15 protein-coding genes are annotated in these 15,332 nt (G+C 69.1%); 10 read left to right on the top strand and 5 right to left on the bottom strand.

What is annotated here, in order from left to right:
- Positions 1-253 precede the first annotated feature (253 nt).
- Positions 254-1,309, top strand: a complete 1,056-nt coding sequence (locus tag OG331_RS21955) for a LacI family DNA-binding transcriptional regulator (protein WP_406198790.1) — start codon at positions 254-256, stop codon at positions 1,307-1,309.
- 131 nt (positions 1,310-1,440) lie between these two features.
- Here the strand turns inward: OG331_RS21955 and OG331_RS21950 are convergent, their stop codons facing one another.
- A complete protein-coding gene (locus tag OG331_RS21950) occupies positions 1,441-1,878 on the bottom strand; it encodes a hypothetical protein (RefSeq protein ID WP_003974483.1) in 438 nt (145 codons plus the stop codon).
- Positions 1,879-2,387: 509 nt separating this feature from the next.
- Between OG331_RS21950 and hemL the strand changes: the two genes are divergently transcribed.
- The 8 genes from hemL (at position 2,388) to OG331_RS21910 (ending at position 11,268) form a co-directional block, all read left to right on the top strand.
- Complete coding sequence (hemL, locus tag OG331_RS21945) at positions 2,388-3,707, top strand: glutamate-1-semialdehyde 2,1-aminomutase (protein WP_406198787.1); 1,320 nt, start codon at positions 2,388-2,390, stop codon at positions 3,705-3,707.
- Positions 3,704-4,435: a histidine phosphatase family protein gene (locus OG331_RS21940; RefSeq protein WP_406198785.1), complete on the top strand. Its 732-nt coding sequence runs from the start codon at positions 3,704-3,706 to the stop codon at positions 4,433-4,435. The genes hemL and OG331_RS21940 overlap by 4 nt, the downstream gene beginning before the upstream one ends.
- A gap of 109 nt (positions 4,436-4,544) precedes the next feature.
- Positions 4,545-5,831 (top strand): hypothetical protein, encoded by a 1,287-nt coding sequence (locus OG331_RS21935; RefSeq protein WP_406198783.1) that lies wholly within the window; start codon positions 4,545-4,547, stop codon positions 5,829-5,831.
- 66 nt (positions 5,832-5,897) lie between these two features.
- A complete protein-coding gene (locus OG331_RS21930) occupies positions 5,898-6,512 on the top strand; it encodes a TlpA family protein disulfide reductase (RefSeq protein WP_406198781.1) in 615 nt (204 codons plus the stop codon).
- Between the two features lies 1 nt (position 6,513).
- Positions 6,514-7,281 carry a cytochrome c biogenesis CcdA family protein gene (locus tag OG331_RS21925; RefSeq protein WP_406198779.1) on the top strand — a complete coding sequence of 256 codons (768 nt, stop codon included), beginning with the start codon at positions 6,514-6,516 and terminating at the stop codon, positions 7,279-7,281.
- 3 nt (positions 7,282-7,284) lie between these two features.
- A complete protein-coding gene (locus tag OG331_RS21920) occupies positions 7,285-9,009 on the top strand; it encodes a cytochrome c biogenesis protein ResB (RefSeq protein WP_406198777.1) in 1,725 nt (574 codons plus the stop codon).
- Entirely contained in the window at positions 9,006-10,106 is a 1,101-nt protein-coding gene (gene ccsB, locus OG331_RS21915; protein ID WP_406198775.1) for a c-type cytochrome biogenesis protein CcsB, read from the top strand. The genes OG331_RS21920 and ccsB overlap by 4 nt, the downstream gene beginning before the upstream one ends.
- Positions 10,107-10,464: 358 nt before the next feature.
- Positions 10,465-11,268, top strand: a complete 804-nt coding sequence (locus OG331_RS21910) for an SRPBCC domain-containing protein (protein WP_406198773.1) — start codon at positions 10,465-10,467, stop codon at positions 11,266-11,268.
- A 13-nt stretch (positions 11,269-11,281) separates the two neighbouring features.
- On the opposite strand, the gene OG331_RS21905 is transcribed toward OG331_RS21910, so the two are convergent.
- The 3 genes from OG331_RS21905 to OG331_RS21895 all read right to left on the bottom strand — a co-directional run bounded on the left by OG331_RS21905 (position 11,282) and on the right by OG331_RS21895 (position 14,193).
- A complete protein-coding gene (locus OG331_RS21905) occupies positions 11,282-12,673 on the bottom strand; it encodes a condensation domain-containing protein (RefSeq protein ID WP_406198770.1) in 1,392 nt (463 codons plus the stop codon).
- A gap of 103 nt (positions 12,674-12,776) precedes the next feature.
- Positions 12,777-13,742, bottom strand: a complete 966-nt coding sequence (locus OG331_RS21900) for an isopenicillin N synthase family dioxygenase (protein WP_406198768.1) — start codon at positions 13,740-13,742, stop codon at positions 12,777-12,779.
- A complete protein-coding gene (locus OG331_RS21895) occupies positions 13,735-14,193 on the bottom strand; it encodes a nucleoside deaminase (protein WP_406198766.1) in 459 nt (152 codons plus the stop codon). Before OG331_RS21895 ends, OG331_RS21900 begins: the two co-directional genes overlap by 8 nt.
- A gap of 286 nt (positions 14,194-14,479) precedes the next feature.
- On the opposite strand from OG331_RS21895, the gene OG331_RS21890 reads away from it, so the two are divergent.
- Positions 14,480-14,959, top strand: coding sequence for a hypothetical protein (locus OG331_RS21890; RefSeq protein ID WP_406198764.1), 480 nt, complete (start codon positions 14,480-14,482; stop codon positions 14,957-14,959).
- 43 nt (positions 14,960-15,002) lie between these two features.
- Here the strand turns inward: OG331_RS21890 and OG331_RS21885 are convergent, their stop codons facing one another.
- Positions 15,003-15,326, bottom strand: coding sequence for a PLD nuclease N-terminal domain-containing protein (locus OG331_RS21885; RefSeq protein ID WP_406198762.1), 324 nt, complete (start codon positions 15,324-15,326; stop codon positions 15,003-15,005).
- Between the last annotated feature and the right edge of the window lie 6 nt (positions 15,327-15,332).

Below are 15,332 nucleotides of genomic sequence, written 5' to 3'. Positions count from 1 at the left end.
CCTGGGCGTGCGGATCCTCTTGAGACTGCGTTGTCATCGCCCTGATCGAATAATCAGGCAGGTCAGAGCCATAATGGCAATGGCTCTAGGGATGGGCCGATGATGATTCGGTCCCGTCGAGACAACGCTTGCAAGCTAGGGGCGCCCTAACCGGAAGTCAATGTGTTACTTGTTGGTAGTACTGCGAAGTGCGTGCTGAAAGCGCTGTCATCCGGACCCGGGGAAGCTGTGTCCCCTGTGCTACGGTCCGCTCATGCCACCAGCTCAGCGGCACCCGACGATGGCCGACGTGGCCGAACGGGCCGGGGTCTCCACATCCACCGTCTCCCGCACCCTGCGCGGACTGTCCACCGTCTCGCCCGACGTGCGCGCCCGCGTCGAGAAGGCCGCACGCGAGCTGAACTTCGCCGTGTCACGACAGGCTGCAAGCCTTGTCACGGGCCGCACCGGGAACGTCGCGGTGCTCGTGCCCACGCTCGACGCATGGTTCATGGGAGCCGCCCTGTCCAGCCTGGCCCCGCTGCTGCGGGCGGCCGGCATGGAGCTCAACGTCTATGTGATCCCCGACCTGGCCGAGCGCACCTCGTTCTTCGAACGCCTCCCGGCCCGGCGCAACGCGGACGCCCTGCTGGTGTTCTCCTTCGACCTCACCGACGAGGAGACCGCGCGGCTGGACAGCCTCGGCATCCCCGTCATCTACGTCAGCCAGCACGTCGAAGGACGGCCCAGCGTCTACGTCGACGACGTGGCCGGCGCCCTGCACGGCACCCGGCACCTGCTCAACCTCGGCCACCGTCGGATCGCCTTCCTGGCGACGCAGGGCGCCAGCGGCTTCTCCTTCAGCTCCAACGAACGGCTGCTCGGCTACCAGCAGGCACTCACCGAAGCGGGCGTCCCGCTCGACGACGATCTGGTGACCGCGGTCCAGGTCGCCGACAGGCGTGGCATCGCCGAGGCGCTCGGCACGCTGCTCAGCCTGCGCGAGCCGCCCACGGCGATCTTCGCCGAGCAGGACGAGGTCGCGGTCGCGTCCGTCCGGATCCTGCGCAGGACACAGCTCGCCGTTCCGGAACGGATCTCCGTCCTCGGCTTCGACGACCAGCCGCTCGCCGACTGGTTCGACCTGTCCACGGTGGCCCAGTCCGCGGCGGACATCGGCCGCGAGGCCGGCGAGCTGGCCCTGCGGCTCATCGAGGACTCCGAGGACGAGCACCAGCGGCACGTCGTGCTGCCGACGCATGTGATACCGCGGGCCACCACGGCACCCGTGTACCGCCCTCAGGGGGAGGGAGAGGAGGGGCGGGGATGACTCGCCTCACCGCAGCTGCGGTGAGGCTCCCGCACTGAAACGGGCCTGGCTCCGGCACTGAAAAGGGTCTGGCTCCGGCACCAAAAAGGGCGAGGCCCGAAGACCCCGCCCGCTACCAGCGAAACCCCAGCTCAGGGCCACACGAGGCAATAAGGCTGATGCCCCGCCTCATGCAACCGATGGCTGAAGTCCTGCCACTCGTGCAGCAGCTGGTACACGTTGAACGCATCCCGGGGCCCACCCCGGTCCGGCACCGTCGACCAGATGAACGCCGCCGCGCCGACGGCTTCCTCTCCTATACCCCGGAGCGGGTCCACGACCGTCATCGGCAGCTTGACCACGGCGTAGTCGGGGTGGAGGACGACCAGCTCCAGTGGCGGCACCTTGTGCAGGGGGACGCCCTCGATGCCCGTGAGGACCATCGCGGCCATGGTCTCCGGCTTGATCTTGGTGAACATGCCGTTCATGCCGAGCTCGTCGCCGCCGAGTTCCTCGGGGCGCATCGAGATCGGGACGCGGGCCGCGGTCGCGCCGTCCGGCGCGCCGAAGTACTTGTACGTCACCCCCACCCGACCACCATTCCTGCTCACCCTCAGCCGATCACTGCGTCGGTCGGCCCGCTCTGATTCGTTCGGAACACTCGGCATATCCGGTACTACGTGTCCCTGACGTGCTTCGTTCGAATCCTCCGCCTCGCGCCGGTGCTTTCCCCGCCGGGCACGTCGAGGACCCAGGTCATCAGTCCCCTCGCCCAGTCCGCCACCGCGATGCATATCTCCACCCGACTGCTTTTCTAGGACGCGTGGCCCCGGCCGCGCAACCCGATCATCGTGTCAGTGACCTCCCCCACGGCCGCCCGCCGAAACGTGCGTTGAAACACCTGTCCGCGGGATCTCTTCAGTCCCCGACCACCACGTCCCGCATGAGCTGTGTGTATCACGCCCAGTCTCGCAGATCGCGGGCGAGCGCCGACCGGTTGCCCGGTCTGCGGTGGCCCCGCTGCCGTCACCTCCCGCTGGCCTACCCTGAGGAGGTCACTGGCAATCGGAGCCCGAGAAGGTCGGAGAAGTCGCAGGCCATGAGCGAATCGCCCTACCCGTACGAAGCACCGGCCTCGCAGGCCCTGTTCGACCGTGCGGCCGCCGTCACGCCCGGCGGCGTGAACTCCCCGGTCCGTGCCTTCCGCGCCGTGGGCGGAACGCCCCGGTTCATGGTGTCCGGCAGCGGCCCGTACCTGACCGACGCCGACGGACGTGAGTACGTCGACCTCGTCTGCTCCTGGGGTCCCATGATCCTCGGGCACTCCCACCCGGACGTGATCGCCGCCGTCCAGGACGCCGTGTCCCGCGGTACCTCGTTCGGTACGCCCGGTGAGGGCGAGGTCGCGCTCGCCGAGGAGATGGTCGACCGGATCGAGCCGCTGGAGCAGGTGCGGCTCGTTTCCAGTGGCACCGAGGCCACCATGTCCGCCATCCGGCTCGCCCGCGGGTTCACCCAGCGGTCCAAGGTGATCAAGTTCGCCGGGTGCTACCACGGGCACGTCGACTCGCTGCTCGCCGCCGCCGGGTCCGGGGTCGCGACCTTCGCCCTTCCCGACACCCCCGGCGTCACCGGTGCCCAGGCCGGCGACACGATCGTCCTGCCCTACAACGACCTCGAGTCCGTCCACGAGGCCTTCCACCGCTTCCCCGGTGAGATCGCCTGCGTGATCACCGAGGCCTCGCCCGGCAACATGGGCGTCGTCCCGCCGCTGCCCGGCTTCAACCAGGGGCTGAAGGACGCCTGCGGGAAGAACGGCGCCCTCTATATCTCCGACGAGGTCATGACAGGCTTCCGGACCAGCCGCGCCGGGTGGTACGGCGTCGACGGGGTCAAGCCCGACCTCATGACCTTCGGCAAGGTCATGGGCGGCGGCTTCCCGGCCGCCGCCTTCGGTGGACGTGCCGATGTGATGGCCCACCTCGCGCCCGCCGGGCCCGTCTACCAGGCCGGCACCCTCTCCGGGAACCCGATCGCCACCGCCGCCGGGCTCGCCCAGCTGCGACTCCTCGACGAGGCGGCGTACGAGAAGGTCGACGCCGTGTCGGAGACGATCCAGTCCCTCGTCACCGACGCCCTCACCAAGGAAGGCGTCACGCACCGGCTGCAGACCGCCTCCAACATGTTCTCCGTGTTCTTCACGGACCGGGACGTGCGCAACTACGAGGACGCCAAGCGCCAGGAGTCCTTCCGCTTCACCGCCTTCTTCCAGTCGATGCTGGCGCAGGGCGTCTATCTGCCGCCCTCGTCCTTCGAGTCCTGGTTCGTTTCCACGGCACACGACGAGCAGGCCGTCCAGCGGATCGCCGACGCCCTCCCGGCGGCGGCCCGAGCGGCGGCGGAGGCCACGGCAGCATGAGCGACACCCCCATGACCAGCGACACCCCCATGACCAACGACAGCCCCACCGGCGACAGCGACATCACCGTCGTACACCTCATGCGGCACGGCGAGGTGGCCAACCCGGACGGGATTCTGTACGGCCGTCTCGCCGGGTATCACCTGTCCGACCTCGGGCGGCAGATGGCCGACCGGGTCGCCGAGCACCTCGCCTCCCGGGATGTCACGTACGTCTGCGCCTCCCCGCTGGAGCGGGCGCAGGAGACCGCGACGCCGATCGCCAAGGCGCACGGCCTGGACCTCACGACCGACGCGCGGCTCATCGAGGCCGGCAACGTCTTCCAGGGCAAGACGTTCGGGGTGGGGGACGGCGCCCTGAAGAAGCCGGAGAACTGGAAGCACCTCGTCAACCCCTTCAAGCCGTCCTGGGGTGAGCCGTACGTCGAGCAGGTCATCCGCATGATGGGCGCGCTGGACGCAGCCAAGGACGCCGCGCGCGGGCATGAGGCCGTGCTGGTCAGTCATCAGCTGCCGATCTGGATCGTGCGCTCCTACGTCGAGAAGCGGCGGCTGTGGCACGACCCGCGCAAGCGGCAGTGCACGCTCGCGTCCCTGACGAGCTTCACGTACCAGGGCGACAAGATCGTGTCCGTCGGCTACAGCGAGCCGGCCATCGATCTCGTCCCCGCCCATCTCCGCGCCGGCGCCAAGCCGGTGAAGGGGAAGGACAAGGCCTTCGGCGCCTAAGACACGTTTGTGACATTTGTTGCGAATCCTCCGTGATCTGGAGGAACCTCCCCGTTCGTCGCGCCCTCTGACTGGGTGACCACCAGAGGATGCGACGGACGGGAATGCAATGGGCGACTTCAACCGAAGGGGAATTCTCGGGCTCGGCGCCGGAGCCGCTGCCGCGCTCGGACTCGCGGGGTGCGGCACCTTCACGCAGTCAGAGGGGTCGAACCAGGGTGGAGGTTCCGGCGACGGCCACGAGAATCGGCCCGGCACCCAGACCCAGCGCGCCAAGCCCATAGGTGACGGCTCCACCTCGTACACCGGCAAGCAGCCGCACCAGCCCGGCAAGCCCGAGCCGCTGGAGCCCGGTCAGGACCCGCCGCAGTTCGTCGTCTTCTCCTGGGACGGTGCCGGTGAGGTCGGCAACGGTCTCTTCCCGCGCTTCCTCGAACTCGCCAAGCAGCACGAGGCGCACATGACCTTCTTCCTCTCGGGGCTCTATGTGCTGCCCGAGTCGAAGAAGCGGCTCTACGACCCGCCGAACAACCCGCGCGGCGCCTCCGACATCGGCTACCTCACCGACGACCACATCAAGGCCACCCTGAAGGGCGTCCGCCAGGCCTGGCTCGACGGCCACGAGATAGGCACCCACTTCAACGGCCACTTCTGCGCCGGCAACGGCACCGTCGGCAACTGGACGCCGCAGCAGTGGCGCAGCGAGATCGACCAGGCCAAGTCCTTCGTCAAGGAGTGGCGTACGAACTCCGGGTGGACCGACCTGCCCTCCCTGCCCTTCGACTACGACAAGGAACTCGTCGGCGGCCGCACGCCCTGTCTCCTCGGCCAGGACAACCTGTTGCCCACCGCCCGCGAGCTCGGCTGGCGCTACGACGCCTCCTCGCCCGGCGGCCGCCAGGTGTGGCCGACGAAGAAGCAGGGGCTGTGGGATCTGCCGTTGCAGCAGATACCTTTCCCCGGCCGTTCGTTCGAGGTCCTCTCCATGGACTACAACATGCTCGCCAACCAGTCGATCAACTCCACGAACGCGCCCAGCCACAACTACCCGGCCTGGCGCGAGCAGTCCGCGCAGGCGTACATCCAGGGATTCAAGCGGGCATACGAGACAAACCGCGCCCCCTTCTTCGTGGGCAACCACTTCGAGCAGTGGAACGGCGGCATCTACATGGACGCCGTCGAGGAGGCCCTCAAGCACATCGCGCGGGAGAAGGAGAAGGGTGGCGACGTCCGGCTTGTCTCCTTCCGGCAGTTCGTGGACTGGATGGATGTGCAGAAGCCGGATGTTCTGGACAAGTTGCGCACGCTGGAGGTCGGGCAGGAGCCTGCCGGGGGCTGGAGCGCGTTCATGAAGGGTGATGCGGGCAGCTCCACGAGCACCCAAAACGCTGCCTGAAATGCGGTTTTCCACCCGCAAGGGGGGTGCGCAAGATCCGCGGAACGGGCATGCGAAACTTTTCACATGAGTGCCGCAAGCGCCCCCCAGCGCTCGAACCGTCGACGTCTCGTCCTGCTCACCGCGACAGCCGCGGCCACCGCGCTGACCCTGTCCGCGTGCAGCTCCGGTGGCACGTCGGGCGGCGGCGGTGACACCAACTTCGTCACCGGCAACAACGGCATCGCCACGGTCGCGCAGGGCAAGCGCACCACGGCGCCCGTGCTGGACGGCAAGACCGTCGACGGCAAGAAGCTGACCACCGCCGACTACAAGGGCAAGATCCTCGTCGTCAACGTGTGGGGCTCGTGGTGCCCGCCCTGCCGGCTCGAGGCGAAGAACTTCGAGAAGGTGTCCACCGACCTCAAGGACCAGGGCGTCCAGTTCGTCGGCATCAACACCCGCGACACCAGCACCACCCCCGCGCTCGCCTTCGAGAAGGAGCAGGGGATCACCTACCCGAGCCTGTACGACCCGACGGGCAAGCTGATGCTCCGCTTCGAGAAGGGCACGCTCAACCCGCAGCTGATCCCCTCCACCCTCGTCATCGACCGGGACGGCAAGGTCGCGGCGCGTGCGCTGCAGCCCTTGAGCGAGGAGTCGCTGCGGGGCATGATCGAGCCGGTCCTCGCGGAGAAGTGACGTGACCGGAGCGCTCACCCTCGCCGCGGAGTACAACGGCACCGTGCTGCACGGCGCCCTGCTGCTGGCGCTGCCGATCGCGATGCTCGGCGGGCTCGTCTCCTTCTTCTCCCCGTGCGTCCTGCCTCTCGTCCCCGGCTATCTGTCGTACGTCACCGGAGTCAGCGGGACCGACCTGGCGGAGGCCCGCCGCGGACGCATGGTCGCCGGCGCCTCCCTCTTCGTGCTCGGCTTCACCGTCGTGTTCGTGTCCGGCGGTGCGCTGTTCGGCTACTGGGGCTCGACCCTTCAGGAGCACAAGGACGTCCTGTCGAAGATCCTCGGCGTCCTCATGATCCTCATGGGCGTCTTCTTCATGGGGATGATGCCCTGGCTCACCCAGCGGGAGTTCCGCTTCCACACCAGGCCGACCACCGGACTCGCCGGTGCGCCCCTGCTTGGCGCGCTGTTCGGCATCGGCTGGACGCCGTGCATCGGCCCGACCCTGTCCTCCGTGCAGACGCTCGCCATCAACGAGGCCAGTGCCGCACGCGGCGCCATACTGACCGTCGCGTACTGCCTCGGCCTCGGCATCCCCTTCGTGCTCGCTGCCGTAGCCTTCCGCAAGGCCCTCGGCGCCTTCGCCTGGGTCAAGCGCCACTATGTCTGGGTGATGCGCATCGGCGGCACCATGATGATCGTGACCGGTGTGCTGCTGCTGACCGGCGCGTGGGACCGCATCGTGCAGGAGATGCAGGTCTGGTCCAACGGCTTCACTGTGGGGATCTGATCGATGAGCAAGACGACAACCGACGCGACCCCGGCCGCCGACGACCAGGACCTGAGCGCCGCCGGCTCCCAGCTGTCCACCGCCCCCACCGAGGAGATCTCCAACTTCCCCTCCCTCGGCGTCATCGGCTGGGCCCGCTGGTTCTGGCGGCAGCTCACCTCGATGCGGGTCGCGCTGCTGCTGCTCCTGCTGCTGTCGCTCGGCGCGATCCCCGGCTCGCTCATCCCGCAGAGCGGCATCGACGAGACGAAGGTCGCCGAGTTCCGCAAGGCGCACGAGACGCTCGCGCCGGTCTACGACAAGCTCGGCCTCTTCAACGTCTACAGCTCGGTGTGGTTCTCCGCGATCTACATCCTGCTGTTCGTCTCCCTCATCGGCTGCATCGTCCCGCGCACCTGGCAGTTCGTCGGCCAGCTGCGCGGCCGTCCGCCGGGCGCCCCGAGGCGCCTGACCCGGCTGCCCGCCTACACCACCTGGCGCACCGAGGCCGAGCCCGAGCAGGTCCGTGAGGCGGCCCTCGCGCTGCTGAAGAAGCGCCGCTTCCGCGCCCATGTCTCCGGTGACGCCGTCGCCGCGGAGAAGGGCTATCTGCGCGAGGTCGGCAACCTCGCCTTCCACATCGCGTTGATCGTGATGCTGATCGCCTTCGCCTGGGGCCAGTTGTTCAAGTCCGAGGGCAACAAGCTGATCGTCGAGGGCGGCGGCTTCTCCAACACGCTCACCCAGTACGACGACTTCAAGTCCGGCAGCCTCTTCAGCCAGGACGACCTGGATCCGTTCAGCTTCAACCTGAAGAACTTCGTCGGCAGGTACGAGCCGTCCGGCCCCAACCGTGGCACCCCGCGTGTCTACAAGGCGGACGTCACCTACAGCGTGGGCGCCTTCGGCAAGGAGGAGAAGTCCACCATCGAGGTCAACGAGCCGCTGGAGATCGGCGACTCGAAGGTCTACCTCGTCAGCCACGGCTACGCCCCCGTCGTCACGGTCCGCGACGGCAAGGGCAAGGTCGTCTACAGCGACGCGGTGCCGCTGCTGCCGCTCGACGGCAACGTCACCTCCACCGGTGCGATCAAGGTCATGGACGGCTACCGCGACGCCAAGGGCAAGTGGGACCAGCTCGGCTTCCAGGCCTTCTTCCTTCCTTCCTACGTCAAGGGCAACGAGATCGCCTCGCAGTTCCCGGCCCTGTTGAACCCGGTGCTGAACCTGGAGGCCTACCACGGCGACCTCGGTGTCAACGCGGGCCTCCCACAGAGCGTGTACCAGCTGAACAAGAAGAACCTGAAGGGGTTCAAGGACTCCAAGGGCGCACAGCTCAGGGAGAACCTGAAGCCCGGCGAGACGATGAAGCTCCCGGGTGGCGCCGGCTCGATCACCTTCGAGAAGGAGATCAAGGAGTGGGCCGGCTTCCAGACCGCCCGCCAGCCGGGCAGTGGCTGGGCGCTCGCCGGTTCCCTCGCCGCGATCTTCGGTCTCGCCGCCTCCCTGTTCATCCAGCGCCGCCGTGTCTGGGTGCGGGCAGCCGCAGGCCCCGACGGCGTCACCGTCGTCGAGATGGCCGGCCTCGGCCGCAGCGAGTCCGCCAAGGTGCCCGAGGAACTCGGCGACCTCGCCGGGACCCTGTACGAGCAGGCGCCGGGCGCGCCCGACGCCGACGACGACCCCGCAGATTCCGAAGCTTCCCCCGACCCCCAAGTCGCACCCGCCGAAGGGGCTGACACCAAGTGACTCTCGCCGCCGCGACCGAGCTGGCCGCCGCCACCAACGAAAACCTGGCGAACATCAGCAACACGCTGATCTACTCGTCGATGGCCGTCTACACGCTGGCCTTCTTCGCGTACATCGCCGAATGGCTCCTCGGCAGCCGCAGCAAGGTCGGCCGCACGGCCGCCGCGCTCACTCCGGCGAAGGCCGAGAAGGCCGCAGCGCCTGCCGTCGCCGTCAAGAAGGGCGGCTCCACCGCGGTGCTGGAGCGGCCGAAGGTCGTCGTGCGGGCCGCCGCCGGCCGACGGGACGTGCCGGACGGGCCCGGGGCACACGGCGGGGACGCGCAGGGTGACCTCTATGGGCGTATCGCCATTTCCCTCACCGTCCTCGCCTTCCTGATCGAGTTCGGTGGTGTGCTCACCCGGGCTCTGTCGGTGGAGCGGGCGCCGTGGGGCAACATGTACGAGTTCAACATCACCTTCTCCACGGTCGCCGTCGGGGTGTACCTGGCGCTGCTCGCGCTGAAGAAGAACGTGCGCTGGCTGGGGCTGTTCCTGATCACCACGGTCCTCCTCGATCTCGGCCTCGCCGTCACTGTCTTGTACACCGCCAGCGACCAGTTGGTTCCCGCCCTTCACTCGTACTGGCTGTACATCCACGTCTCCACGGCGATCTTCTGCGGCGCGGTCTTCTACGTCGGCGCGATGTCCACGCTGCTCTACCTCTTCAAGGACAGCTACGAGAACAAACTCGCCGGCGGCGGCACCCCCGGCCGCTTCGCGAACTCCGTCCTCGACCGGCTGCCCGCCTCCGCGTCCCTGGACAAGTTCTCCTACCGCGTCAACGCCGCCGTGTTCCCGCTGTGGACGTTCACGATCATCGCGGGCGCCATCTGGGCGGGCGACGCCTGGGGCCGCTACTGGGGCTGGGACCCCAAGGAGACCTGGTCCTTCATCACCTGGGTCGCCTACGCCTGCTACCTCCACGCCCGCGCCACAGCCGGCTGGAAGGGCCGCAAGGCCGCCTACCTGGCCCTGATCGCCTTCGGCTGCTGGCTGTTCAACTACTACGGCGTCAACATCTTCGTCTCCGGCAAGCACTCCTACGCGGGCGTGTAAGTCCCGTGCCGCGAAGGCCGGTTCCCGTGACCTGGGTCATCGGAACCGGCCTTCGTCGTACGGACAGGTAGCAGGCGTGGATACGATCTGCGGACGTCTCGCTGACCTTCCTGGAGGCCTGGAGGCCTGGCGGCTGCGGCACAGGCTCGACGAGGCCGCACGGGACTTCGCCGACGAGGTTGCCGGCGCTGTGCGTGGTTCGTGGTCCTGCCGTCGTCCGGTGGCGACGCGAGCGTGCAGCCGACCGGCAAGGCCGCCGCGGTGCCGGAGGACATCGCGCCGGCGGCCGGGGACGCGGGCGGCGGGCGGAAAGGGGACCACGATCCAGCCGCTGCACAGGTCCGAGGAGTGGACATCCGTGGACGGCAGCCGCAAGGGGCTGGCCCATGAGGACGGGCGCCGTCAGCGGCCCACGGACCCCGACCCCGCCCCGGGTAAGCCCGGCTACGACATCACGACCAATGACCGGCATCTGGTGACGCTTCCCACCGACCCGGAGAAGATGTACGACTGGCTGGCCGAGGCCGGCCCGGCGCACAGCGGCCAGGAGACCCGTCAGGCGATGTTCACGCTGGTCGGCGACCTGATCCGGGACGCGATCATGCCCCCGGAGCAGGGCGCGGCGCTGTTCCACGCGGTCGCCCGGATGCCGGGTCACGAGCAACACGGCCATCCCGGACCGGGCCGTCGTCGACCGTGCAGGTCAGCGTCCGTAACGGGTGCGCGTCGCCCCCGGCGGGGTCAGGCTGGTGTCATGAGCGGTTCCGTAGAACAGGGCATCAGCCAGACCCACGGGAACACGCACATCCTGCACTTCCTGGTGCGGCTTCCCCGGCCCGTCGAGGCGGTCTGGCCGACGCTCGGCACCCCCGAAGGGCTCGCGTCCTGGTTCACGCCCGCCGACGTCCTGGAACCCAGGCTCGGCGGCGCGATCGCACTGCGGGACGTCGGATCCGGGCAGGTCACCGCATGGGACGTCGAGCGGGTCGCCGAGTACACGGTGGAGGACGGCGGACGCCTGCGATTCCACCTGGAACGGGACGGCGAGACGGGGACCGCCCTGCGCTTCACGTACGAGTCCCAGGGCGAGACGGAGTCGGAGCAGCGCTGGCGGGCCCGCTTCGAGAGGCTGATCGAGGTGCTGGAGGGCGGCGGCTCCTGAGGGCCACCCCGGACTACGGGACGGTCGAGGCGATGACGTCCCGTAGCCGCTCCGCGTACAGCCGCATGTTCTTCTGCGCGACGTCGGTGTCCGGGTAGCGGCTCGCGAACCACAGGCCCTCGTGCAGCCGGGTGACCCACGCGCACACCTGGTCGCCGTACGACACCCTGATCAGCCCGTACGCCTTGCGCTCGGCCCAGTGCCCGGAGCCCGGGATGCCGCGGGTGTCGACGAAGGACACGATCGAGTACAGGTCGGGTGAGGTGGGGCGGAAGTCGGTGCCCAGCAGGCTGAGCACCCGGGCCAGCGGCATGCGGGCCAGATGCCGGTTGGCGTGCAGCGCGGCGCGTACCGTGCGCAGGGCGCTGGGCAGATCGTGGGCCTGCTCCATGGGGATCTCGATGGGCGCGCCGCCGACGTACCAGCCGACGGAGTCGGACCACCGGGACTTCGCGCGGGTGTGGAACGGCACGACGGTGCGGTAGACGGGCTCGTCGCCGATCTCGTGGACGATGAGGGCGGTCGCGGCCAGGATGCCGACCGAACTGCCGCCGTAGGGACGGCAGTACGCCTCGAACGCGGCGGCGGTGTCCGCGTCGGTGAGCGGCTCGCGCAGCAGTTTCTGGGTGGGCAGTCCGCCGTCGGGGTCCAGTCCCAGATCGACGGGGAAGTTGGGCAGCCTGCCGTCGCAGCGCCGGATGAACTCGCGCCAGCGGCCGACGATGTCGTGGCTGTCGTCGATCCGGTCGGCGTCCGTGCGCTCGATCGCGCAGAAGTCGACATAGCTGCCGGCGGGCGCCCCTTCGACGGTCTCGCCGGCAAGGCACGCGGCGTAGAGCTCGTGAATCTCGGCGGGGATGCGCTGGATGGAGTGGGCGTCGACGTTGCTGTGGTCGAAGGCCACGTACACGCTGGTGGAGTCGTCGCGGACGACCGCCGTGTAGATGAGGTTGGGCCAGCGCAGTGCGTCCGCGGTGACGTCGAAGCGGCCCTGGAGGTGCTGCACGAGGAGCGTGGGGTCGGTGAACTCGCCCACCTCGGTGCGGTGCAGGGACACGGCGTCGGCGTCGAGCGTGAACCGGCGTACGTCGTCGCCGGGCCGGCCGGACCAGCGGAAGCCGCTGCGCAGCGTCTCGTGCCGCAGTGTCCAACTGCGCAGCGCCTCCTCCAGCGCGTCGAGGTCGGCCCGGCCCGGGAGGTCGAAGGCGGTACCGAGCCAGGTCGGCACGAACAGACCGTCCTCGCGCACGGACCGGGCGGTCCTGATGTGCGACTCCTGGATGTACGCCGGTGGGCGGGAGTCCTCCGGGAGGTCGGCCGCCGTCGCCACGGTCGCCGGACTGAACGTCCATTCGACGAGTCGTCCGGGCCGGACCTCGCAGCGCTGGATGTCAGTCATTCGCACGGGCGGCTCCATTCGCGGCGGGGGACACACCCGAAAGGGTGGTATCCCGCCCAACGAGGCAACCCTTTCTCAGAAACGGCTCGTTGCGATCACCCGACCGTGATCATCCGACGGTGATCGAGTCCAGCTTCTCCCGCAGATACACATGCGAGTCCACCGGCGTGTACGCCACCCGTCCCACCGGCGCGGGCACCGACTCCACGCGGGTGCCGGGCGTGCACTCCCCGAAGTAGACGAGGGACATCAGCTCCTCGGCGGGGGCGTCGGCGGGCGGCGGCAGGACGCGATGCCGGCCGGACCGCCACCGGTCACCGGTCCAACGGGCCATCAGGTCACCGATGTTGATGGTGAAGGCCGCAGGGTCGAACGGCGCGTCCTCCCAGCCGCCCGCGTCCGTGTAGACCTGCAACCCGCCCTTGCCGGCCTGCCGGTCGAGGATCGTCACGGTCCCGAAGTCGGTGTGCGGCCCGATCCGGAACTGACCGGGCTCCGGCGCCCCGATCACCTCGGCTCCCGGGTACCAGTTGATGTTGAAGCCGTAGGTTGGGTGGGCCATGTGCCGGGTGAAGAAGTCGTGTTCGAGGCCGAGGGCCTCGCCGAGCAGGGCGAGGAGCCGGTTCTCCAGCTCGCCCATCCGCGCGAGGTACTCCTCGCACAGCGCCTGAAGTTCGGGCACTTCGGCGGGCCAGACGTTCGGCGCGTACCACTCGGCGTTGACGACCGGGTCCTCGAAGGGCTCGTGCGTCGCGAAGGTCAGCGACTCCTTCAGGTCCGGCGGGGTCTCGGCGCCTTCCGCGTGGCCGTTGGCCTCGGCGCCGGGGCCGAGCCAGCCGCGGCCGCCGACCTTGGCCTCGTAGGCCTGCTTCGCCTCGACGGGGAGTACGAAGAAGGCGCGGGCCGCTTCCCGGATCCGCCCGCGCAGCGCCGGGTCCACGCCGTGCCCGGTGACCAGCAGGAAGCCGGCGGTCTGCAGAGCCTCGTCGACGGTGCGGGCGATCGCGCCGCGCGTCCGGGCGTCGCCGTCGAGCCAGGGCCCGAGGTCGATCGTGGGAATTCGTGGCTCACTCACCGATGTCCTCGTTCCACAGTGCCGGATTGTTCCTGATGAAATCGCGCATCATCCCGATGCACCCGGGGTCGTCGAGGAGCACCACCTCCACGCCGTGCTCGGCCAGCCAGTCGTACCCGCCGTGGAAGGTGACCGCCTCGCCGATGACGACGCGGGAGATCCCGAACTGCCGTACCAGTCCCGAGCAGTACCAGCAGGGCGAGAGCGTGGTCACCATGGTCGTTCCGCGATACGACCGCTGCCGTCCCGCCGCCCGGAACGCGGCCGTCTCCGCGTGCATCGACGGGTCACCGTCCTGCACACGGCGGTTGTGCCCGCGGCCGAGGACCGCCCCGTCCGGGGCATGGAGCGCGGCACCGATCGGGATACCGCCCTCGGCGAGCCCGGCGCGCGCCTCCGCGACGGCGGTGGCCAGCCAGGTGCGGGCCGTCGCGTGATCCAAGAGCTCCATGCCACTCACTTTCCTGTGCGGGAGACGCGGGGGTGACCTGGGATGACTACCCACTCGCCGCAACGACGGAGCGTCACCCGACTCTCCCCCTCGACGTGCGCGAAGCACGTCACCGTGTCCGGCGTAGGCAGGCCGTTCGCCTGGGTGGGCGACGAGTTCGACACCGCTAATTCGGTGGCGGGGCGGGCGGCGTCGGGTGTTGTGTGGCGTGGCCCGGTGATCACGAGGGACGCCGGGGTGGGGAGGTTTTGTGGCGGGTCGGGAGTGGGCTTGGCGGGTTGCCGAGATGCGTCAGCGGGGTGGTGCGCTGGCCGCCTTCGTGGCCGCCTGCGGTGACGACGAGGAACGGTGCCGGGCGGCCAGGGAACTGGCGGTGCGGTTGCTCGCGTCGGATCCGGACGACCTCGATACGGCCCAGGAGATCGTGCGGACGCTGGCCGACTGGGCGGACGATCTCGCGGATCACCCGCATCATCCCGGCGTCCCCCGCCCCGACGAGGCCGACCGCCTGACGCGCGATCACGTCAAGGACGTCCTGCGCGACCACCTCACGGCTCCGGCCCGCGACTGGCTGTCGAGGACGAAGCTCTCCCTGGACGTCTGCTTCTTCGCTCTGCGCAGGGTGCGCGGACTCGACCCGCGGACGCGCGAGGACGTCTTCTACGCCTACGGCCGCGGCACGATGTCCCTCGACCTCGGCCATCGCGCGGCCGCGGCACGGGAACTGGCACGACTGAGGGAGCTGCGCGAGCTGTACGGGGCGTAGACCGGTCGCTCCGCGAGTCCTTCGGGGGAGCCGCAGCTCCGCGTCAGGGCTCGTCCCGCTTGCGCTCGTCGTCCTTCGTCCCGTCGTCGTCCTGGTCCAGTGACTTCAGGAAGTCGGGGTTGTCATCGGGTGCGACCCACTGCCGGCGCCGGTTGTCCCGGACCCCGGACCAGCCCTCGGCCGCCGGGCTGCGCTTCTTGCCCGCGATGAGCCAGGAGATCGAGCCGACCAGCGGGAAGACCAGGACGAGGATGGCCCACAGCGGCTTGGGCATGTGCCGGATCTCGTCCTCCTTCGTGCTGATGCAGTCGATGAATGCGTACACGCTCAGCGCCAGTGGCACGAGAAACATCAGCACGCGGAGCATGGGCCC

Source organism: Streptomyces sp. NBC_01017 (assembly GCF_045162795.1).
GTDB lineage: Bacteria > Actinomycetota > Actinomycetes > Streptomycetales > Streptomycetaceae > Streptomyces > Streptomyces machairae.
Note: the sequence above shows the minus strand (reverse complement) of the source record. Positions and strands in the feature narration are given on the sequence as shown.